21 protein-coding genes are annotated in these 20702 nt (G+C 71.7%); 12 read left to right on the top strand and 9 right to left on the bottom strand.

Annotated elements, in window-relative coordinates:
* Positions 1-51 precede the first annotated feature (51 nt).
* The 6 genes from ACGFIA_RS06095 to ACGFIA_RS06070 all read right to left on the bottom strand — a co-directional run bounded on the left by ACGFIA_RS06095 (position 52) and on the right by ACGFIA_RS06070 (position 3891).
* Positions 52-636, bottom strand: a complete 585-nt coding sequence (locus tag ACGFIA_RS06095) for a TetR/AcrR family transcriptional regulator (protein WP_357382902.1) — start codon at positions 634-636, stop codon at positions 52-54.
* Positions 637-687: 51 nt separating this feature from the next.
* The gene (locus ACGFIA_RS06090; protein WP_357382904.1) at positions 688-1410 is read right to left on the bottom strand and encodes an ABC transporter ATP-binding protein; all 723 of its coding nucleotides are present in this window, start codon (positions 1408-1410) and stop codon (positions 688-690) included.
* Positions 1407-2537, bottom strand: a complete 1131-nt coding sequence (locus ACGFIA_RS06085; RefSeq protein WP_357382906.1) for an ABC transporter permease — start codon at positions 2535-2537, stop codon at positions 1407-1409. Before ACGFIA_RS06085 ends, ACGFIA_RS06090 begins: the two co-directional genes overlap by 4 nt.
* 134 nt (positions 2538-2671) lie before the next feature.
* Positions 2672-3097 carry a DUF6069 family protein gene (locus ACGFIA_RS06080; protein ID WP_357382908.1) on the bottom strand — a complete coding sequence of 142 codons (426 nt, stop codon included), beginning with the start codon at positions 3095-3097 and terminating at the stop codon, positions 2672-2674.
* Positions 3090-3557 (bottom strand): SRPBCC domain-containing protein, encoded by a 468-nt coding sequence (locus ACGFIA_RS06075; protein ID WP_357382910.1) that lies wholly within the window; start codon positions 3555-3557, stop codon positions 3090-3092. Before ACGFIA_RS06075 ends, ACGFIA_RS06080 begins: the two co-directional genes overlap by 8 nt.
* Positions 3511-3891: a metalloregulator ArsR/SmtB family transcription factor gene (locus ACGFIA_RS06070; RefSeq protein ID WP_357382912.1), complete on the bottom strand. Its 381-nt coding sequence runs from the start codon at positions 3889-3891 to the stop codon at positions 3511-3513. The genes ACGFIA_RS06075 and ACGFIA_RS06070 overlap by 47 nt, the downstream gene beginning before the upstream one ends.
* A 381-nt stretch (positions 3892-4272) precedes the next feature.
* On the opposite strand from ACGFIA_RS06070, the gene ACGFIA_RS06065 reads away from it, so the two are divergent.
* From ACGFIA_RS06065 to ACGFIA_RS06020, 10 genes are all read left to right on the top strand, one after another.
* Entirely contained in the window at positions 4273-5475 is a 1203-nt protein-coding gene (locus tag ACGFIA_RS06065; RefSeq protein ID WP_357382914.1) for a membrane dipeptidase, read from the top strand.
* Positions 5472-7100, top strand: coding sequence for an ABC transporter substrate-binding protein (locus ACGFIA_RS06060; protein ID WP_357382916.1), 1629 nt, complete (start codon positions 5472-5474; stop codon positions 7098-7100). Before ACGFIA_RS06065 ends, ACGFIA_RS06060 begins: the two co-directional genes overlap by 4 nt.
* A gap of 34 nt (positions 7101-7134) precedes the next feature.
* Entirely contained in the window at positions 7135-8088 is a 954-nt protein-coding gene (locus tag ACGFIA_RS06055) for an ABC transporter permease (protein WP_043323238.1), read from the top strand.
* Between the two features lie 61 nt (positions 8089-8149).
* Positions 8150-9031 (top strand): ABC transporter permease, encoded by an 882-nt coding sequence (locus ACGFIA_RS06050; RefSeq protein ID WP_262011951.1) that lies wholly within the window; start codon positions 8150-8152, stop codon positions 9029-9031.
* Between the two features lie 2 nt (positions 9032-9033).
* Complete coding sequence (locus ACGFIA_RS06045; RefSeq protein WP_357382919.1) at positions 9034-10215, top strand: Xaa-Pro peptidase family protein; 1182 nt, start codon at positions 9034-9036, stop codon at positions 10213-10215.
* Positions 10212-11048, top strand: coding sequence for an alpha/beta hydrolase (locus ACGFIA_RS06040; protein WP_357382921.1), 837 nt, complete (start codon positions 10212-10214; stop codon positions 11046-11048). Before ACGFIA_RS06045 ends, ACGFIA_RS06040 begins: the two co-directional genes overlap by 4 nt.
* A complete protein-coding gene (locus ACGFIA_RS06035) occupies positions 11045-12028 on the top strand; it encodes an ABC transporter ATP-binding protein (RefSeq protein ID WP_357382923.1) in 984 nt (327 codons plus the stop codon). Before ACGFIA_RS06040 ends, ACGFIA_RS06035 begins: the two co-directional genes overlap by 4 nt.
* Complete coding sequence (locus ACGFIA_RS06030) at positions 12012-13001, top strand: dipeptide ABC transporter ATP-binding protein (protein WP_357382925.1); 990 nt, start codon at positions 12012-12014, stop codon at positions 12999-13001. Before ACGFIA_RS06035 ends, ACGFIA_RS06030 begins: the two co-directional genes overlap by 17 nt.
* 29 nt (positions 13002-13030) lie before the next feature.
* Positions 13031-14233 carry a membrane dipeptidase gene (locus tag ACGFIA_RS06025; RefSeq protein ID WP_357382927.1) on the top strand — a complete coding sequence of 401 codons (1203 nt, stop codon included), beginning with the start codon at positions 13031-13033 and terminating at the stop codon, positions 14231-14233.
* Between the two features lie 87 nt (positions 14234-14320).
* Positions 14321-15076: a GntR family transcriptional regulator gene (locus tag ACGFIA_RS06020; protein WP_357382929.1), complete on the top strand. Its 756-nt coding sequence runs from the start codon at positions 14321-14323 to the stop codon at positions 15074-15076.
* 77 nt (positions 15077-15153) lie between these two features.
* On the opposite strand, the gene ACGFIA_RS06015 is transcribed toward ACGFIA_RS06020, so the two are convergent.
* Positions 15154-16521, bottom strand: coding sequence for a PHB depolymerase family esterase (locus tag ACGFIA_RS06015; RefSeq protein ID WP_357382931.1), 1368 nt, complete (start codon positions 16519-16521; stop codon positions 15154-15156).
* Positions 16522-16759: 238 nt separating this feature from the next.
* On the opposite strand from ACGFIA_RS06015, the gene ACGFIA_RS06010 reads away from it, so the two are divergent.
* Positions 16760-17731 (top strand): PaaX family transcriptional regulator C-terminal domain-containing protein, encoded by a 972-nt coding sequence (locus tag ACGFIA_RS06010; RefSeq protein WP_357382933.1) that lies wholly within the window; start codon positions 16760-16762, stop codon positions 17729-17731.
* Between the two features lie 9 nt (positions 17732-17740).
* Here ACGFIA_RS06010 and ACGFIA_RS06005 read toward each other — a convergent pair whose 3' ends face one another.
* A complete protein-coding gene (locus tag ACGFIA_RS06005; protein ID WP_357382935.1) occupies positions 17741-18415 on the bottom strand; it encodes a 4'-phosphopantetheinyl transferase superfamily protein in 675 nt (224 codons plus the stop codon).
* A gap of 109 nt (positions 18416-18524) precedes the next feature.
* Between ACGFIA_RS06005 and ACGFIA_RS06000 the strand changes: the two genes are divergently transcribed.
* A complete protein-coding gene (locus ACGFIA_RS06000; protein WP_357382937.1) occupies positions 18525-19004 on the top strand; it encodes a hypothetical protein in 480 nt (159 codons plus the stop codon).
* Between the two features lie 30 nt (positions 19005-19034).
* Here ACGFIA_RS06000 and ACGFIA_RS05995 read toward each other — a convergent pair whose 3' ends face one another.
* Positions 19035-20615, bottom strand: coding sequence for a ricin-type beta-trefoil lectin domain protein (locus ACGFIA_RS05995; protein WP_393258895.1), 1581 nt, complete (start codon positions 20613-20615; stop codon positions 19035-19037).
* Positions 20616-20702: the final 87 nt, after the last annotated feature.

The following is a 20702-nucleotide window of genomic DNA, read 5'->3' as shown; positions in this document are numbered from 1 at the left end:
GCCGGGCCGGCACCCGTCGCACCCGCCGCCGGCCCGGCTGCGGGCTCCGGGTCAGCCGGCGTCCGGGCGCAGGTACGGCGTGAGCAGCTCGCGGGCGAGACCGGTCGCGACCGCCAGGTCGAGCCCGTTCTCGATCATCCGGCTGAGGGTGTACACGATGGACTGGACGAGTTCGGCCATCCGGTCCGGGTCGCTGGCCCCGTGCTCGGTGAGCGCGGCGCGCAGCGGCGCTTCGAGGCTGTCGTGCAGCAGCCGGCTGGAGGTCGCCAGCACCTCGCTGTCACCCGCCGACGCCAGCGCCCGGGCCAGCGCGTGGTCCCCCCGGGCGACCAGTTGCAGGTTGGCCTCGACGTACGCCAGGATCCTCGCCCCCGGTGTGCAGGCCTCGGCCATCTGCTCCTCGACGAAGGCCGACCACCGGGGGAAGGTGTCGGCGACCAGCACGTCGAACATGTCGGTGCGGGACTTGAAGTACGAGTACGCGCTGGACCGGGCCAGCCCGGCGTGCCGGGCCACGTCGGCGAGGCTCGGGATCCGCTCCGGGTGCTCGGAGAGCAGGGCGCGGGCGGCGTCGAGCAACGCCGCCCGCTGCGCGGCCCGGTGTTCCGCAACGGTCGAGGCTTGGATCTTCGGCACGCCGACCTCCCCGTCTCTGTCCGCCGCCCGCGTCGTTCCCCGCCGTCGTGCTCAGCTCGCGGCGAGCTTGCCGTCGACCATCTCGTAAACGGTGTCACAGTATTGCAGCACGTCATGGTCGTGAGTGACCATCACGACCGCCACCGAGCGCTCCCGCGCCTCCTGGGCGAGCAGCTGGACGATGTCGTGGCTGCGGGCCCGGTCCAGGGCCGCTGTCGGCTCGTCCACCAGCAGCACCGAGGGCTCGGTCATCAGCGCCCGGGCGATACCGACCCGCTGGCGCTCGCCACCGGAGAGCTGGTGCGGCCGGCGGTCGGCCTTGCCGGCCAGGCCGACGTGCGCGAGCATCTCCAGCGGGTCGCGTCCGGACCGCTCCCGCCGCCCGCCCAGCCGAAGCGGCAGGCGCAGCTGGTCGGCGGCGGTCAGCGCGGGCAGCAGGTTGCCCGACTGGAACACGAACCCGACGTGCCGGCGGCGCAGCTCGGTGCGCGCCCGGCGGCTGGATACGGTCATGTCGTGCCCGGCCACCGTGACGGTGCCCTCGTCGGGGCGGGCCAGCCCGCCGGCGACGGCGAGCAGGCTGGACTTGCCCGCGCCGGACGGCCCGACGATCGCGGCCAGCTCGCCCGGCGTGACGGTCAGGTCGACGTCGTCGAGCGCGTGCACGGTCTCCGCGCCGTCGCCGTGGCGAAGGTGCACGCCGCGCATGACCAGGCCGAGTTCGGCCGGGGCGGTGCCCGGCGTCGAGGGGGACGGGGTGGTCCGGCTGCTCATCGGTTGCCTCCCAGGGCGGTCGCCGGGTCGATGGAGGTGAGGCGGACGACGGCGGCTGCCGCGCCGACCAGGCCGAGCACGAGCAGCCCGGCCGCGGCGGCGGCGATGCTCTGCGGGTGCAGCGCGAACGGCACGTTGCCGCCGGAGATCAGCGCGCCGAGTCCGAGGCCGATCCCCATGCCGACGGCGATGGCGAGGGCCAGCAGGATCAGCGCCTGGGTGAGGGCGTCGCGCAGCACCCAGCGGGTCGAGGCGCCGAGTGCCCGCAGCACCGCGACCTCCTGCTTGCGTTGGATCGCCCAGACCGCGAAGAACGCGCCGGCCACGAGCGCCGAGATCGCGTAGAGGAAGCCCTGGATCAACTGGAGCGTGGTCGTCTCGGCGGTGTAGCCCGGCGAGGCGCCGTAGGACTCCTCGAGGGTCAGGCTCTCCGTGCCCGCGGCCTTGTCGCCCGCGGCCAGGTTCACCGAGTCGCCGTCGGCCGCGCGGACCGCGACGGCGGTGATCTCCTGGGCCGCCTGCGCCGGCACCTGCGCGCCGGCCGGGGTGCCGGACTTGACCGCCTGCCAGGTGGCCAGCGGCACGTACGCCACGTCGACGTGGCCGAAGGTGTCCTGCTGTTCGGTGACGCCGACCACGCGCAGCCGCGTGCCGAGCCGGTCCACCGTCACGGTGTCGCCCACGCGCAGGCCCGCGTCGATGGCGGTGGGGCTCACCACGATCCCGTCCGCCGGGCCGAGGCGGTCGCCCTCGCTGACGGCGGGCGACAGGAACGAGTCGGTCTCGACGCCGAACAGCGCCAGGTCGACCTCGGTGCCCCCGTCGGTGCGCCCGTTGATGAGCGTGTTGCCGAACGGGGTCGCCTCCGCCACGCCGGGCTGGTCGCGCCAGGTGTCCACCGCCGAGGCGTCCACCACGCTGCGCGAGAAGGCCGAGTCGTGCTGCACGCCGTGGGCGAAGGCGAACGAGGTGACCGGCAGGTTCTGCAGGCCGGAGACGCCGTCACGGACCAGCCCGACGGACAGGCCGGACAGCATCACCATCAACACCGAGATCAGCGCGATCACGGCCCCCATCAGGGCGAATCGCAGCCGTGCGAACCCCAGCTCGCGAATGGCCAGGAACATCAGCCGCCACCTCTCAAACTTGTCGACACCATGTCGCTATGTTAACAACGCGGTGTCGGCAAGATGGTGGTGGTGGTTGTCTACCCGGCCACACTCCGTGACGGGCCGGCGACGCGCGCCCTGCCGCGCCGGCGTCAGGCGGCCACCGGGCCCGCGGTGGCGCGACGCGCGCGCCGGCCGAGGGCGCTTACCGCGACCACGATGATCGGCGCGAGCGTGAGGTGGCACGCGGCCAGCGTGATCGTGCTGGTGGCGTCCAGGCCGGCGGGCAGCGTCATGGTGGCGATCGTGAGCACCGCGAGCGCCGGGCCGACGATCAGCGCCGCCCGGACCACCCAGGCGTACCGGGACGCCAGTACGGCGACGGCGGTGAGCCCGAGCGCCAGCGGCAGCGCGCTGAAGTCCGCGACGGTCACCGCGTCGACCTCGACCCGCCGGTCGTCGGCGGTGAACAGGAAGCTGCCGCCGGCCGCCCGGCCGATCGCGTACACGATCAGGTTGACGACCACCGCGACGGCGGTGGCGAGGGCGACGACGGCGGTTCGGGGCAGGTCAGCCACGGGAGGTCTCCTCTGCGTGCTCTCGGGTCAGGTACGCCTCGATGCGGGCGAACGCCCCCGTCCAGACCTCGCCGACGAAGAAGTCGCGCAGTTGCGGGGTGGGGAAGCCGCTCTGCACCACAGTCATCAGCGTGCCGCCGTCGCGCGCCTCGAAGGTGACCTCGATGCGCGTGGTCATGGTCGTGCCGTCCGGGCCGGTGCCCGTCGACTCGGTGACCAGCCGGTGCGGGCGGTCGATCTCCAGGAACGTCTGCGTCTCGCGGAACAGCATGTCGGGGGAGGGGCCCCAGATCGCGGTCTGTCTCCCGCCGACCCGCAGGTCGACGTCGATCTCCACGATGCCGGGCTCCTCGTCGAGGATGCCGAACCAGATCTTCTGTTTGCCGGCGTCGGTGTAGGCGTCGAACGCCTCGTCAGGGGTGCCCGGAAGGTGTCGTGTCACGCGCATGTGGAGCGTCATGGTCGCGGTCCTCCGTGGTGAGTGTGAGGTAGGCGTCGAGGCCGTCGAGGCGACGGGCCCAGAGCCGTCGGTAGAAGGCGATCCAGGCCATCGCCGAGTCCAGCGGTGCCTCGCTGAGCCGGCACTGCCGGGACCGGCCGACCTTGCGCGTCACCACGAGGCCCGCGTCCTCCAGCGCGCGGACGTGCTTGCGCATGCCGGTGAGGGTCATCCCGGTGGGCTCGGTGAGCTCGGTGATGGTGGCCGGGCCTGCGCCGAGCCGGATCAGGATGTCGCGCCGGGTCGGGTCGGCCAGGCTGGCGAACACCCGGTCGAGCGTCTCTTGCTGAACCACGAGGTTCACCGTAGGACACTGAACCGATCGGTTCAACGTTTTGTCGGTCCGGGGCGTACGCGCCTCGGTTGCGGGTCTCTGCGGATCTGGGTGCCGCCCATTGCTCAGTGGTCTGACCACCCGGAGGCTTGTGGGTGGTGGTTGGGGTGGATCGCGGTCGCTCACCCGTTCGGCGCGACGGCCTCGGGCGTTCGGTCCGGCCTGGCTCCGTTGTGCGGCCCTGCGCGCCCATACCTGTCCCGACCTGCGGGAATGTTCCCCGATTTAGGTAACGGAAAGGTCACGGAGTATTCCTGTGCCGTGGTCGCGCTCGGTACGTTCCACGAGGCATGAGGTCAGACCTCGATCCTCATGCCTCTAGCTGACGAGGTGAGTAGACCAGTGCAGGAACCCGCCCCCCGCTACGCCGGATACCGGTCCTTCGACTACCTGGTGCCGCATGTGGACTACAAGGTCTTCGAGCTCGCGCCGCAGATCGGCCGGGTGCCGGAGCACGACCTCGGCCTGAGCGACGAGCAGCGAGCCCGGGTCTCCCGGTTGCTGCGTGAGCACATGGCGATCTCGCTCCACGAGCACCCGAAGATCCTGCCGGCCGACGTCACGCAGTTGCGCGACTACAACCGGACCGGCCGCAACGCCTTCGGGTTCGAGGGCCTGGCCCGGTCCGGCATGACCGCGGTCTTCGACAACTTCATGAACGGCACCGGCTGCGTGACCAGTGAGCACGCCTGGAAGTGGGACGACGTCATCTACGACATCGGCCTGCGCTTCGCCGACGTCGCCAAGCAGGACCACGTGGTGGTGGCGACCACGCTCGAACAGATCTTCGAGGCCAAGCGCAACGGGCAGATCGCCCTGGTGGCCGGCCTGGAAGCAGCCACGATGATCGAGAACGAGCTGGACCGGATCGACATCCTCTACGGCTTCGGCGTACGCCAGATGGGCATCGCGTACAGCCAGGCGAACATGCTCGGTTCCGGCCTCTCCGAGGACCGCGACGGCGGGCTGACGCACTTCGGCCGGCGGGCGGTCGACCGGATGAACAAGCTCGGCATCGCCATCGACATCTCGCACTCCGGCGACCAGACGTCGCTGGACGTGATCGAGGCCAGCCGGGTACCGGTGTTCATCACCCACGCCGGTGCCCGCTCGGTCTGGAACACCCCCCGGATGAAGCCGGACGAGGTGATCCGGGCCTGTGCCGAGCGGGGTGGCGTGATCGGCATCGAGGCCGCTCCGCACACCACCCTCTCGGGCGACCACCCGCACCACTCGATCGAGTCGGTGATGGACCACTTCACCTACTGCGTGGAGCTGGTCGGCATCGACCACGTGGCGTTCGGCCCGGACACCAACTTCGGTGACCACGTCGGACTGCACGACAGCTTCACCCAGCACCTGGCGATCGGAAAGGCCCACGGCGTGGTGGACCACCCACGGGTTCCGTACGTGAGTGGCATGGAGAACCCGGCGGAGTGCTTCAGCAACATCGTCGGGTGGCTGGTCACGCACGGTTACTCCGACGACGAGATCGCCAAGGTCATCGGCGGCAACATCATCCGGGTTCTTCAGGAGGTTTGGTGAACAAGACAGTCAAGGGCCGGTGGCGGCTCGCTGTCGCGCTCGGCGTGGCGGCCACGCTCGGTGTCTCCGGCTGCGGTCTGAACGAGGATGGGTCCTCCTCCTCCAGCGGCTCGTCGTCGGACTCGGTGCTGCGGATCGGCACCACCACCGACGTGAGCAACTTCAACCCGCTCCAGTCGCTGAGCAAGACGGACTCGTGGATCCTCAACGCGATGTACCCGCACCTGCTGCGGATCGACGAGAACGCGAAGAAGTCGCCGGAGCTGGCCAAGGAGTACCGCTACGAGGACGACGGCAAGACCGCCGTCTTCGTGCTGCGCGACGACTTCAAGTGGACCGACGGCAAGCCGGTGGTCGCCGAGGACGTGAAGTTCTCCGCCGAGTCGATCATGAAGTACAAGCTCGGCAACGTCGCGGCGAAGCTGACCTGGGTCGAGTCGGTCGAGGCGCCGGACGCCACCACCGTCAAGTTCAAGCTCTCCCAGCCGTACGCGCCGTTCGCCGAGGGCGTCGGCTTCTGGATGTCGGTCGTGCCGAAGCACATCTTCGAGCCGGCCGGTGACCTGTCCAAGTTCGCCAACGACTCCAACTGGGTCGGCGCCGGGCCGTTCGTCCTGGACAGCATCACCAAGGGCCAGCGCTACGTCATGAAGCGCAACGAGCACTACCCGCTCGCGCCGGGTGGCAAGGCCGCGGTGAGCCAGGTCGAGTACCGGGTCTACCCGGACGTGAACACCATGATGCTGGCGCTGCGCAACGGTGACATCGACATGATGGGCACCCCGGTGCCGGTCTCGGCGGCGAAGACCTTCGAGAACGACGACAAGATCAAGCTGAAGAAGGTCGGCGCCCTCGGCTTCGCGCACCTGACCTACAACATGAAGAACAAGTACCTCGCCGACCAGGACGTCCGGCAGGCGCTGTCGATGGCGATCGACACCAAGGCGATCATCTCGGCCGTGCTGCAGGGCGACGGCCAGCAGATGGCCGGCCCGATCTCGCCGATCTTCTCCGAGTACGACAACACCGAGCTGCAGCCGTACCCGTTCGACCCCCAGGCCGCGAAGGCCAAGCTGAGCGCGGCCGGCTACAAGGACGCCAACAACGACGGCTTCTTCGACGAGCTGAAGTTCGGCGTGGCGTGCGACCAGTCCAACGCCAACATCACCCGGGTCGTGCAGCTGTTCCGGGAGAGCGCGGCCAAGGCCGGCGTGAAGCTGGAGAACGAGTGCGTGGAGCGGAACACCTTCCTCACCCGCACCAAGAACGGCGAGTACGACATCGACGCCTCGCAGTGGGGCGTCTTCGACAACCCGATGGACCAGCTGCGCAGCACCTATCTGTCCAGCAACCCGGGTGGCATCAACTACAACCTGCTCGAGTCGGCGGAGATGGACGCGCTGATCAACGACGCGGCCGGCACCACCGACGCGGAGGCGTTCAAGACCAAGATCAAGAACATTGACAAGGTCGTGCACGAGCAGGCGTACCTGACCCCGCTGTACGTGGAGAACTTCCAGTTCGCCTACAACGCCAGCAAGTTCACCGGCTTCGTCCCGTCGCCGTCGGACCTGCTCGGCATGGTGACCGCGTACTCGCTGGCCCAGGTCACTCCGGTCAAGTAACCCACCCAACCTAGAGGGAGAGGAGGGGTCCCCCGTGGCGCGTTTCGTGCTCAGCCGGGCATTGAAGGCCGTCCTGACCGTGTGGATCGCGATCACTTCGACGTTCTTTCTGCTCCGGCTCCTGCCGGGGGACCCCACGACCCTCATGGTCGAGGGCGACATGACACCGGAGATGCAGGCGGCGCTGCTCAAGACGTACGGCCTGGACCGTCCGCTGTGGGAGCAGTACGTGTCGTACCTGCGCGAGCTGGTCCAGGGCAACCTGGGCATCTCGTTCCGTCAGATCCAGCCGGTCACCGACATCATCCTCGACCGGCTGCCCTGGACGTTGCTGCTGGCCGGCAGCGCGTTCGTCCTGACCGTCGCCGTCGGTATCCCGATCGGCGTGGCCGCCGCGGTCAACCGTGGCAAGTGGCTCGACCGCGCGTTGCAGGGCTTCGGGATCAGCGCGAACGCGCTGTTCGTGCCCAGCGTCGCGATCCTGCTGCTGGTCTTCTTCGGCGCCCAGCTCGGCTGGTTCCCGATCGGTGGGGCGATCGACCCGGACACCCGGGGCGCGGCGGCCTACCTGAGCCTGGCCCACCACCTGGTGCTTCCGGTGCTCTCCCTGGTCCTGGTGCAGCTCGGCCCGTACGCGCTCACCCTTCGCACCAACATGATCGAGGTTCTCGGTGAGGACTACATCCGCGCGGCGCAGGCGCGTGGTCTCTCGGCCCGGCGCCGGGTATGGAAGCACGGCCTGCGTAACGCGATCCTGCCGGCACTGACCCTGATGGGCCTGCAACTGGGCACCCTGGTCGGCGGCGCGGTGCTGACCGAGACGGTCTTCGCCTACCCCGGGGTCGGCCGGCTGATCTACGAGGCGGTCGGGCAGCAGGACTACCCGGTGATCCAGGGGGCGTTCATCATGCTCGCCGTCACCGTGGTGATCGCCAACGCCCTGACCGACATGCTCTACGCGGTCCTCAACCCCCGGATCCGGCTGTGAACGCGCGCAGCGTCGCGGCACGTCGCCCGGATCCGTCCGCCGCCACCGAAGGGAGGGTGCAGTGAGTGCTCCCGTGCTGACCGAGCAGGCGCTGCCGCCGGCCCCGGCCGCGCCCAAGCGGTCCTTCCTCTCCGGCTACCTGCGTCAGCCCGTCGTGGCGCTGTCCGTGCTGGTGCTGCTCGTGATGGCGTTGCTGGCGATCTTCGCGCCGCTGATCGCCGACGAGCCCGCCGGCGCCGGCGCGGACGTGCTGCAACCCCCCTCCGGGGCGCACTGGTTCGGCACCGACGACCTCGGGCAGGACATCTTCGCCCAGGTGGTCTGGGGCACCCGGACCAGCATGGTGATCGGCCTGGCCGCGTCGCTGCTCGCCATCGTGCTGGGCACCGCGATCGGGCTGGCCGCTGCGTACTTCCGGCCGTTCGACGCGGTCGCCACGGTGATCACCGACGTGATGCTGGCGCTGCCCACCCTGCCGCTGATGATCATGCTGGCGGCGGTGGTGAGCCCGAGCGTCACGACGCTGACCCTGATCATCGGGTTCTTCGCCTGGCCCGAGGTCGCCCGGCTGATCCGGTCGCAGGGCCTGGTGATCAGCGCGATGCCCTACATCGACGGCGCCCGGGTGCTCGGGGCCACCGGCTGGCGGATCGTCACCCGGGAGATCCTGCCCGCCGTCGTCTCGCTGATGGTGGTCAGCGTGCTGCTCACCGCCTCCCGGGCGGTGATCTCCGAGGCGGGCCTGAGCTTCCTCGGCCTCGGCGACCCGGACGCCTGGTCCTGGGGACGGATCCTGCTCAACGCCCAGCGCAGCGGCACGATCGCGATCGCCTGGTGGCAGACGCTCTTCCCGTCCCTGGCGATCTTGTTCCTGGTGCTGGCGGCGACCCTCGCCGGAACCCGGTTCAACGACACTCGCGACCCCCGTCGCAACGGAGGCTGACCATGCGACTGCCCGAGAGCTTCTACCACAGTGTCCGAAGCCGGCTAGCCGAGGCGCTCGAACAACGTGGTCTGGACGGGTTCCTGGCCACCTCGCCGGCGGAGGTCGCCTTCCTCAGCGGCTTCTTCTACATCGCCACCGAACGTCCGGTGTATCTCTGGCTGCCGCGTGCGGGGGATCCGCTGCTGGTGATCCCGCGCCTCGACGAGGAGTACGCGGCCCAGCAGGGCGTGACGGTCCCGACCGTCACCTACTTCGAGTACCCGGGCGTGGTCACCGCCGAGGAGACGCTCGCCTCGGCGTTGCCCCGCCCGGGCGGTCCGGTCCGCCGCATCGGCGTGGGCGCGGGCCTTTCGGTCGGCACGTTCCGGGCGCTGTCCCGGGCCATCGGCGGGGCCACCCTGGAGACCACGGACGCGGTCGCCGCGCTGCGGCTGCGCAAGTTCCCCGAGGAGATCCCGTTCCACGAGGCCGCCGCGCGGATCTGCGACGAGATGCTGGCCGCCGGACGGGCCCTGATCGAGGAGGCGCTCGCCGCCGGCGGGCCGCTGCCGCGCGAGGACGAGATCGCCCGGCACGTGATCGGCTACGGCACCGACCGGATGTACGCCGATTACGACCTCGTCGTCTACACCACCAAGCTGGCCGGCGGGCTGGTCTACGCCGGCCCGAACTCCGCCCTGCCGCACGGCCTGCCGACCCGTCGGCGGCTCCAGCCGGGTGACACCCTGATCCTCTCCCTCGGCGCGGCGGTGGCCAGCCGGTTCGTGGAGAGCGAACGGACGTTCGTCATCGGCGAGCCCACCGCCGAGCAGGTGCGCTACTACGAGGCCGACCGGGAGGCGCAGGAGGTGGGCACCCAGGCGATGATCGCCGGGCGTACCTGCGCCGAGGTCAACCGGATCTGCCTGGACGTCCTGCGGGACCGGGGCTTGGGCGACTACATCCGGCACCGGCAGGGCCACGGCATCGGGCTGCAGAACCACGAGGCGCCCTGGGTCGAGGACGGGGACCACACCGTGCTCGCCCCCGGGATGCTGCTGTCGAGCGAGCCCGGCGTCTACGTGCCCGGCCACGCCGGCTACCGCATCTCCGACACGGTCCTGGTGCAGGACGACGGCCCGCGCCGGCTCACCCGGTACCCGCGTGACCTGGCATCCAACATCATCGAGGGGATCCGATGAGAATCAACGGAGCGGAACTGGTCGTCGAGGCGTTCGGCCCGGTCGACGGCCCGGCCATGATCGTGCACCACGGCGCCCCGGGCCTCGGTTCCCGCCAGGAGCCGAAGCGGTCGTTCGGCCCGTTCGCCGACCGGATGCGGGTCATCGTCTTCGACGCCCGCGGCTCCGGCGAGTCCAGCGACGACGGACCGTTCACCCACGAGCAGTGGGTGGCCGACGTGGACGCCATCCGCGCGCACTTCGGCTACGAGACCATCGTCATGGCCGGCGGCTCGTACGGCGGGTTCATCGCCATGGAGTACGCCATCGCCCACCCGGACCGGGTCTCCGCGCTGGTGCTGCGCGACACCGCCGCGGACACCGCGCACGACCACCTGGCGGTGGAGCGGGCCCGCAACACGGACCGTTCGGTGATCCCGGAGTGGGTCATCGACCGGATCGGCACCGGCCGGTTCGAGAGCAACGAGCAGTTGCGCGAGTACTGGCGAGCGATCCTGCCGCTCTACGACCACCGGCACGACCCGGCCAAGGACGAGGCGCGTTTGGCCGCCACCCGGTTCCACTACCGCACCCACAACGCCGCCTTCGGGCAGAACATGCCCCGCTACGACCTGAAGCCGAAGCTGCCGTCGATCACGTGCCCGACCCTGGTGACCGTGGGCCGGCACGACTGGCGTACGCCGGTGGCCGCCTCTCAGGTCATCGCGGACCTGGTGCCCCACGGCGAGCTGGTGGTATTCGAGTCCTCCGGCCACTCGCCGCAGCTGGAGGAGCCGGAGCGGTTCCAGCAGGTGGTGCGGGACTTCCTCAGCCGGGCCGGAGTGCTCCGATGAGCCTGCTGGAGATCGCCGACCTGCGGGTCGCGTTCCCGGGCCCGACCGGCCCGGTGAACGCGGTGAACGGGGTGTCGCTGCGGGTCGAGTCGGGCCAGACCCTTGCCATCCTCGGTGAGTCCGGCTCCGGCAAGAGCGTCACCGCGCAGGCGGTGACGGGCATCCTCGACGTGCCGCCGGCGACGGTCACCGGCTCGGTCCAGCTGCGGGGCCGGGAGCTGCTGACCCTGCCACGCAAGCAGCGGGAGCGGGTCAGTGGCGAAGAGATCGGGATGGTCTTCCAGGACGCGATGGCCGCGCTCAACCCGGTCTTCACCGTCGGACACCAGATCGTGGAGGTGCTGCGGGTCCGGCGGGGCATGTCCCGGGCCGACGCCCGGCGCCGCGCCGTCGAACTGGTCGACCGGGTGCGGATCCCGGCGGCCAAGGACCGGATCCGGGACTACCCGCACCAGTTCTCCGGCGGCATGCGCCAGCGCATCATGATCGCGTTGGCGATCGCCCTGGAACCGGACCTGCTGATCGCGGACGAGCCCACCACCGCGCTGGACGTGACGGTGCAGGCCCAGGTGATGGAGTTGCTCGCGGAGATCCAGCGGGACAGCGGAATGGGCCTGCTGCTGATCACCCACGATCTGGGGGTGGTCGCCGAGGTCGCCGACGACGTGGCGGTGATGTACGCCGGCCGGATCGTCGAACGGGGCACCGTCGAGCAGATCTTCGCCGGTCCGGCGCACCCCTACACCGAAGGGCTGCTCAACTCGATGCCCCGGGTGGACCGGCGCGACGAGCAGCTCTACGCGATTCCCGGAGCTCCGCCCAACCCGGCTCGGCTCCCCGCCGGCTGCCCGTTCCACCTGCGTTGTCACCGGGCCACCGACGAGTGCCGGGTCGTCTTGCCGCCGCTGCGGGCGCTGCCGGCCGACCGGGCCAGCGCCTGTCACCACCACGAGGAGGTGCTCGATGCCACCCGCCGATGAGGTCGTGCTGCGGGTCGAGAACCTGGTCAAGCACTTCCCGCTCAAAGGGCGGGTCCCGTTCGCCTCCGGCGGCGTGGTCAAAGCCGTCGACGGCGTCTCCTTCGACCTGCGCCGGGGCGAGACGCTCGGCGTGGTGGGCGAGTCCGGCTGCGGCAAGAGCACGCTGGCCCGCATGCTCGTCGGGCTGGAGCAGCCCACCTCCGGCGCGGTGCGCTTCGGCACGTCAGTGGTGCACCAGGCCAGGGGACGGGAGCTGCGGGCCCTGCGCCGGCGGATCCAGATCGTGCTTCAAGACCCGTACACCTCGTTGAACCCCCGCCGCACGATCCGGGAGATCCTGCTCCAGCCGTTCGAGATCCATCCGGACGTGCTTGACCGCCGGCGCCGGGTCGAGCGGATCAAGGAGCTGCTCGACCTGGTCGGTCTCGACCCCGGCCTGCACCTGGACCGCTACCCGCACCAGTTCTCCGGCGGGCAGCGTCAGCGCATCGGCATCGCCCGGGCGCTCGCGTTGAACCCCGACGTGATCGTCTGCGACGAGCCCGTCTCCGCACTGGACGTGTCGGTCCAGGCGCAGGTGGTCAACCTCCTGGAGCGGCTCCAGGAGGAACTCGGCGTCGCGTACGTCTTCATCGCCCACGACCTGTCCGTGGTGCGCCACATCTCCGACCGGGTCGCCGTGATGTACCTGGGCAAGCTCGTGGAGACCGGCCCGGAGACCAGCCTCTACGAGTCGCCCCGGCACCCGTACACCCGGGCGCTGCTGTCGGCCGTGCCGGTGCCGGACCCGGCCGGCCGGCGGCAGCGGCAGCGCATCCTGCTGGCCGGCGACCCGCCCAGCCCGGTCGATCCGCCCTCCGGCTGCCGTTTCCGGACCCGCTGCTGGCAGGCGACCGACGCCTGTGCCAGCACCGAGCCGACGCTGGCCGCCGGGCCGCATCCGGTTGCCTGCCACTTCCCGCTGGCCGCGTGACGGCCGGCGATCGCCAAAGGAGAAGCGTCTTGCTGCAAGAACCCGCACCCCGGTACAAGGGCCACAGGTCGTACTCGTACCTGGAGCCGCACTCGGACTACCGGGTGTTCACGTTGGCCGAGGAGATCGGCCGGGTGCCGGAGCACGACCTCGGCCTGACCGACGTCCAGCGGGCGCGGGTGACGCGGCTGCTCACCGAGCACGCCGCCATCTCGCTGCACGAGCATCCGGTTGTCCTGCCGGCCGACGTCAGTGAGCTGCGGGCCTACAACCGCACGGCCCGCCAGCGCACCGGATACGAAGGGCTGGCGCGCTCCGGCCTGACCGCCGTCTTCGACAACTTCATGGCCGGCGCCTCCTGTGTGACGAGCGAGAACGGCTGGAAGTGGAACGACCTCGTCTACGCCCTCGGGATGCGGATGAGTGACCTCTACAAGCAGGACCACGTCTTCCTGGCCACGTCCCTGGACGACATCCACGCCGCGAAGCGGGACGGCCGGCTGGCCCTGGTCGCGGGCCTGGAGTGCAGCAGCCCGATCGAGAACGAGCTGGACCGGATCGACATCCTCTACGGCTTCGGCGTACGCCAGCTCGGCATCGCGTACAGCCAGGCGAACATGCTCGGTGGGGGCCTGTCGGAGAAGCACGACGGTGGGTTGACGCACTTCGGCCGGCGGGCGGTGGACCGGATGAACAAGCTCGGCATCGCCATCGACATCTCGCACTCCGGCGACCAGACCTGCCTGGATGTGATCGAGGCCAGCCGGGTGCCGGTGTTCATCACCCACGCCGGTGCCCGCTCGGTCTGGAACACCTCGCGGATGAAGCCGGACGAGGTGATCCGGGCCTGTGCCGAGCGGGGTGGCGTGATCGGCATCGAGGCCGCCCCGCACACCACTCTCTCCGAGGCGCACCAGCGCCACTCGATCGAGTCGGTGATGGACCACTTCACCTACTGCGTGGACCTGGTCGGCATCGACCATGTCACGTTCGGCCCGGACACCATGTTCGGCGACCACGTGGGCGTGCACGACACCTACGCCGGCAACTACGCCCACGACGCCGGCAACCGTCCGCAGCACCCCCGGGTGGAGTACGTGTCCGGACTGGAGAATCCGGGTGAGGCGTTCGGGAACATCGTGGGCTGGCTGGTGGCGCACGACTACTCCGACGACGAGATCGCCAAGGTGATCGGCGGCAACACCATCCGGGTGCTGGAGCAGGTCTGGTGAGGCCGCCCCGGTGATCGGCTGAGCGCACGCGGACGAACTACACTCCGTACGCCGACGCGGCGGCGGGCAGTGATGAGGTGAGGGCGGATGGCTCGGCGGGAGACCGCGCTACAGGCAGCGCACGGCCGGCTTCGGCAGTTGATCGGCAGCGAGTTCCGGTCGGGGGAGAAGCTGCCCAACGAGCGGGACCTGGCCGAGCGTCTGGAGGTCAGTCGCGCGACCGTACGCGAGGTGCTGGGGCAACTCGTCGCCGAGGGGGTGGTGACCCGGACCTGGGGGATCGGCACCTTCGTGCACGACGACGCCGAACGGGTGCCGGTGTCCATCGGGGACGTCACCGCGCTTCGGGACCGGATCACCGCCTCGGGCCACCGTCCGACGCTTCAGGACGCGGGGGTCAGCCGGGCGAAGTGCCCGACCGACTGCGCCCGCGTGCTCGGGCTGGAACCGGACTCGCCGGTGTGGCGGGTCGACCGGCTCTTCGCCGTGGACGGGGTACCGGCGGCCTGGATCCGTGACCACCTGCCGCTGCGCTTCGACGGCCGCGACCTCGACCCGTCCGGGTTGCTCAGCATCGACCTGGACCTGTTCGAGTTTCTGGCCAGCGCGACCGGCATGCCGGTGCGGCGGGCGGAGATCGAACTCTCCGCGGTGCTCGCCGACGAGGAGGCCACCGAGCGGCTCGGCGTGGCGATCGGACACCCGCTGGTCACCGCGACCCAGGTCGGTTACGGGACGGGCGGCGCACCGCTGTTCCACGGCCACATCACTGTACGCACCGACGTGTTGACCCTGCGGATCAGTCGCGGCGGGGAGCCGGAACCGGCGCCACCGGCCGAGTAGATGACGGCCCCGCGACCTCTCGGGTCGCGGGGCCGTCCCCGGCGCCGTGGGAAGAACGCCGGAGTGTGGAGCGCCGGTCAGGCGAGCGTGCAGGGCGCGCCGTTGAGGCTGAACGAGCCGGGCCGGCCGGTGTTGCCGGTGTGCGTGGCCTGGAACCCGATGCTGGTCGAGCCGCGAGCCGGGATGACCGCGTTGTACCCGACGTTGCGCGCGGTCACCTGACCCGAGGAGGGGGAGTAGGACGCGTTCCAGCCCGAGGTGATGGTCTGGCCGCCGGGCAGCGTGAACGTCAGCGACCAGCCGTTCACCGTGGTCGAGCCGGTGTTGGTGATGGTGATGTTCTCGGTCAGCCCGTTGTTCCAGGCGTTCAGCTCGATGCTCACCGAGCAGGCGCCGGTGCCGGGCGGGGGCGTGGTCGGACCCGGCGGCGGGGTGGTCGGGCCCGGCGGGGGAGTGGTCGGTCCGGGCGGGGGCGTGGTGGGGCCGGGCGGCGGCGTGGTCGGGCCGGGCGTGGTGGTCAGGCCGAAGAACGCCACGGCGGCAGCGGCCATGCCGGCGGACGGCAGGCTGTGCCCGGCGCCCTGGATGCTGTACGCCTCGACCTGGACCGTGCCGGTGCTGTCCGCGTAGCGGCGCCGGTTCCAGCCGGACTGCGGTGTGTCGGTGGACGTGGGCGTCTGGCTGAGCCCGAACACGTTCGTCCACTGCTCGATCGTCTCCTGGAGCAGCGAGTACGGCACCAGCGTGTCGTTGGTGCCGTGCCACAACTGCACCCGGGGACGGGGCCCGGTGTAGCCGGGGTACGCCTGGCGGACCGCGTCACCCCACTGCTGCGGGGTGCGGTTCATGTTCCCGCCGGTGCACTGGCTGGAGCCGGGGGGATAGTCGGCGGCGCCGGCGAAGCAGTTGAACGGCACGCCCATGAACGCCGCGCCGGCCTTGAAGACGTCCGGGTAGAGCGCCAGCATGTGGTTGGTCATCATGCCGCCGGACGAGCTTCCGGTGGCGTAGACCCGGTCCGGGTCCGCGCCGTACTGCTGCTGGACGTAGCGGATCATCGAGATGATCGACACCGGGTCGCTGCCGCCGCCGCGGCGCTTGGCCGCGTCGGACCAGGTGTCGAAGCAGTTGCCGAAGCCGGCCTGCTGGGTGGCGCTGGGGTAGATGACGATGAACCCGTACCGGTCGGCCAGGCCGGCGAACTCGCTGCCGGAGTAGAAGCCGGGGCCGGATCCGCCGCAGCCGTGCATGGCCACCACTGTGGCCGGCCGGGTCGGGCGGTTGTCCGGCACGTAGACGTGCATGCGCATCCGGCCGGGGTTGTCGCCGAAGCTGGTCACCTCGGCCAGCGACGCCGCGTACGCGGGTTGGACGGTGGGGAGCACCAGGCCGGCCGCCGCCAGCGACGCGGCCAGGGCCACCACCATCTTGGCTCTGATTCTCACGGAATCTCCTTCGATCGCCCTGTGCGGGCGGTGACGGGCGGGTACGCGCCGCGTCGGCGGCCCGGACCGCCGCGGTTGCCGCGTCTCGCCCACTGACGTGTCTCGCCCGGCCCGGCTCCGTCGTGTGGCACATAGTGTTCCCGCCGGACGCTGAAGTGTCAATCGATGCACTCCGATGAGCTGCGGCGGCGTTCGTCTACAGTCGGTGCACCGTCCCTGAGCCGAGCCCGGAGCGCGCGTGGCAGACCCGTTCGACATCGAGGAGATCTACCCGGACGAGGGGCCCGCGGCGCGGCTGCCCCGGCGGCAGGCGGGCACGTCGCCGCAGAGCGTCGCGGTGACCCTGCTCGCCGACTACACGCTGCGAACCCGGGCCGCCCTGCCGTCCGCGGCGATCGTCGCCCTGCTCGGCGAGGCCGGCGTGACGAGCGCCGGCGCCCGTACCGCGATCAGCCGGCTGGCCCGCCGCGGTGTCCTGGAGGGCAGCCGGCAGGGCCGCAACAGCTTCTACCGGCTCAGCCGCTCCGCCGCCGAGTACCTGTCCGCCGGCGGGAACTGGATCATCGCCTCCACGACCGACGTGCAGGCGTGGGACGGCTGCTGGACCATCGTCGCCTTCTCGCTGCCGCAGGACCACGGCGCGCAGCGCCGGGCGCTGCGCGGCCAGTTGCGCTGGCTCGGTTTCGCGCCGCTCTACGACGGGCTGTGGATCTCGCCGTACGAGCTCGCCGCGCCCGCGCGGGCCCGGCTCGCCCAGCTCGCCCTCGGCGCGGTCACCGTGTTCCGGGGTCGGCAGGACGCGCTGGACACGATCGGCCAGCGTGCCCCAGTCGACGCCTGGGACGTCGACGCGATAAGCGGACGGTACGAGGCGTTCCTGCGCCGGTGGAGCCCGCTGGTGTCACGTCTGGCCACAGTCGACGGCGCCACCGCCGTGCGGGCGCGGACCGAGGTGATGGACACGTACCGGCGGTTTCCCACCCTCGACCCGCGGCTGCCGCTGGAACTGCTCCCGGCCGGGTGGCCGCGCCGGGCGGCCCGGGACGTGTTCGTGGCCGTCTACGACGGCCTGGCCGAGCCCGCCGAGACCCACGTCCGCGCGGTCGTCGCGCGGTTCGCCGACCCGGTGCCGCCCGGCATCCGGGCGCACACCACCACCGACATGCTCGCCGGTGTCGGCGAGGACGGGTGCGGCGCCACCGCGGGCTGACCGCGACCGTCACCCGCCGGCGCCGCAGTGGCGCTCGACGGCGTACGGCCCGTCGCCGGCCAGCGCCACAGCCACCGCGACCCCGGCGGGCGCGGGCAGGTCGGCGAGCCGGTGCGGGCCGGCCGGCTCGACGCACTCGACCACGTCGCCCCGGTGCACCGGCATGCCGAGATTGGGCCACAGCCGGCCCCCGGCCGCCTTGACGGCCGCCTCCTTGCGGGCCCACAGCCGGGTGAACCGCAGCGCCCGGTCGGCGTGGTCGGCCCCGGCGGCGACGTGCCGTGCCTCCTGCGGATGGAAGAGACGCAGGGACGCGGACACCGGATCCCCGCCCGGCGCGACGTGCTGGATGTCCACCCCCACCGGCCGGCCCTCGCTCAACGCGACCGCCACGAGATCGCCGGAGTACGACAGGCTCGTGTGCAGGCCGTCCCACGGCCCGGTCAGCGCCGGTTTGCCGTACCGGCCCGGCCGCCAGGCCAGCGTCGCCGGTGCCGCGCCGGTGGCCCGCCCGGCCAGGAGACGCAGCGCGCCGTGCGCGACGGTGAACCGGTGCCGCAGCGCCTCGGTGTCCAGCCGCGCGGCCCGGCGCCGCTCGTCCGCGTCGAGCACCGCCCGGTAGCGGGCCAGCTCGTCCGCCGGCACCGCGACGGCGACGATCCAGACCCGGACGACGTCTCGCATGGACGGCAGCGTAACCGCGCCCGTCACGCCGGCACCGCGCCCGCGCGCCCGGTGCCACGGGCCGTCAGGCGAAGATCGACGGTTGGCGGGGCCGTGCCAGAATCTGGCCGTGTCCTACCTCCCCTCGCAGCCGTACCCGCCGATGCCCGGCGGCGTCAGCCCGCTGATCGCCTACCCGCACCCGATCGCCCCGCCGCCCGGCTGCGGCGTGCTCGTCGTCTCGGTGAACCGCGGGCCGTACATGATCCCCGCGCCGGTGACCAGCCGCTTCAAGATCGACCGGCAGCTGGTCGCGATTCCCGGCGAGGGGACGTGGCACGTGGCGGTCCCGGCCGGGTCGCACGACGTCCGGTACACCGACTTCATGGGTGTCCCGCTCATCACCACGGCGCTCGCGGTCCAGCCGGGGGCGGCGCACCACCTCTCGTTCCGCTTCGGCGGGTGGCGCAACCGGGTCTACGACGGGTACGGCACCGACGTCACCCGGTTCGGCCTGTGGTCCAACTACAGCTTCCTGCTGGTCACGCTGGCCGTCGTCGGCCTGGTCTGCTGCGGGGTGTTCGGGGTTTTCCTGGCCACGACCCCCTGATCCGGTCCGGCTGGCGGCCCGGCCGCACCGCTAGCGCAGCGACCAGGTCTGCTTCACGTTGAACACGCAGGTCCAGGCGTTCAGCGGGGCGCCCGCGGCGTGCCCGTCGACGTCCAGGCAGCGGTCGGTCGCCCGGTTGAACAGCGAACGCCGCCCCTGACTCTCGATCCACTCCCACTTCTGGGCCGGGTTGCCGCTGCACCACGCGGTCTGCACCGGCACGCCGTCGCGCTTCTCGCCCCAGGCCACGTCCAGGCAGAGGCCGCCGTCGACCCGGACGCTGCCGTCGGACGCGAACGTCCACCACTGCAGGCGCTCCTCCCGGCACTGCCGCAGCACGACGCGTACGCCGTCTCCGCTGCCGCCGCTGGCGCACAGGCCGGTCTCCTTGCCGACGAGTTGCTTCGCCCCGGCCGGGCGGGCCGGTGCGGCCGGCTTCTCCGGCTCGTCCGGACGGCCCGCCGCCGGTGACGGCGTGGAGGGGCGCGTGGACGGGGACGACGACGGCTTCGGCGTACGCGTGCCAGGAGTGGGCGTGGCGGAGCCCGGCGGCGTGCCGCGCAGCCGGCCGTCGAGGGCGTAGAAGTCGGTGAACTCCCGGACCGTGCGCAGGAACGCCTGCGTGCCGGCGTCGAAGTCGCCACCGGTGTGGCGCACGGCGTCGGTCCCGTTGCGGTACGCCGCCAGCGCCAGCAGGTCCGGGTCGCCGTCAAGCGCGGCCAGTTCCCGGCGCAGCGCGCAGAGCGTGGCGCCGGCCGCCGGCACGGCCGCCTGCGGATCCCACGGCGAGGCGCCGGCCGGCCCGTGGGCACGCCACACGTCGGGCCGGAACTGGGCGATGCCCTTGCGGCCGTCGTCGCCGAGCAGGTTCGGGTCGAAGCCGGAGGAGGCCATCAGCTGGGCGGCGACCGCAGCCGGCGGCACCTGCGGGCACACCGAGCCGGCCCGCACCACCAGGCGGACGTACGCGGCGGGGACCGCCTTCGGCTGCCGCCGATCGCCCTCGCCCGCCGGACCGGACTCGGTGAAGCCGGCCAGCCGGCCGTAGTGCGCGGCGTACCGGGTCGCCTCGTCGACGTACCCGGTCGCCGCCGCCGGCACCCCGGCGGCGGACCGGACCTCGTCGAAGCCGGTGTGGAAGGCGGCCAGCGACAGCCGCCACGGGTCGCCGGGCACGGCCGCCGCGCGCAGCTGCCCGGTCAGGTCGCACATGTGGTGCGCCAGCGCGAGGACGTTGGCGCCGGCGTCCGTGCGCTGCGCGTCCGGCCACGGTGCCCAGGCCCGCCACCGCTCGTCGTCCAGTCCGGCCAGGCCCCGCCCGCCGGACGCGGTCCGCTCGGCCCGTCCGTCCAGACCCGACTCGGCCATCAACTGGCCGGCCAGCCGCGCCGGGGTCAGCACGGGGCAGGACCGGCTCGCGGCCCGGATGGCGGTGAGCTGCTCGGCGGTGACGGTCCGGCCGGCCGGCGCGTCGTCGCGGGCGGTGGCGACGTTCCAGCCGAGGGCGGCGACCACCAGGCTCAGCGCCGCCAGGCCGGCGGCTCCGGCGGCGACGACGCCGCGCGGGATCCGGCGCGGCCGGGAGCGCGGGCCGGGGGCATCGGGGGTCACAGGCGGTCCTTCCGGTGATGGCGTACGCCGGACGGGTGTGCGACGTCCTCGGTTCACCCGGCCGGAATCGGTCCGGCTCCGATCCGG

This window comes from Micromonospora sp. NPDC049203 (assembly GCF_043197215.1).
Taxonomy (GTDB): Bacteria; Actinomycetota; Actinomycetes; order Mycobacteriales; family Micromonosporaceae; genus Micromonospora.
Note: the sequence above shows the minus strand (reverse complement) of the source record. Positions and strands in the feature narration are given on the sequence as shown.

Bases quoted from the DNA above. Each gene is read 5' to 3' on its own strand.
- ACGFIA_RS06090 (WP_357382904.1), bottom strand. From the start codon at position 1,410: ATGAGCAGCCGGACCACCCCGTCCCCCTCGACGCCGGGCACCGCCCCG.
- ACGFIA_RS06085 (WP_357382906.1), bottom strand. From the start codon at position 2,537: ATGTTCCTGGCCATTCGCGAGCTGGGGTTCGCACGGCTGCGATTCGCC.
- ACGFIA_RS06075 (WP_357382910.1), bottom strand. From the start codon at position 3,557: ATGACGCTCCACATGCGCGTGACACGACACCTTCCGGGCACCCCTGAC.
- ACGFIA_RS06045 (WP_357382919.1), top strand. From the start codon at position 9,034: ATGCGACTGCCCGAGAGCTTCTACCACAGTGTCCGAAGCCGGCTAGCC.
- ACGFIA_RS06040 (WP_357382921.1), top strand. From the start codon at position 10,212: ATGAGAATCAACGGAGCGGAACTGGTCGTCGAGGCGTTCGGCCCGGTC.
- ACGFIA_RS06035 (WP_357382923.1), top strand. From the start codon at position 11,045: ATGAGCCTGCTGGAGATCGCCGACCTGCGGGTCGCGTTCCCGGGCCCG.
- ACGFIA_RS06030 (WP_357382925.1), top strand. From the start codon at position 12,012: ATGCCACCCGCCGATGAGGTCGTGCTGCGGGTCGAGAACCTGGTCAAG.
- ACGFIA_RS06020 (WP_357382929.1), top strand. From the start codon at position 14,321: ATGGCTCGGCGGGAGACCGCGCTACAGGCAGCGCACGGCCGGCTTCGG.
- ACGFIA_RS06005 (WP_357382935.1), bottom strand. From the start codon at position 18,415: ATGCGAGACGTCGTCCGGGTCTGGATCGTCGCCGTCGCGGTGCCGGCG.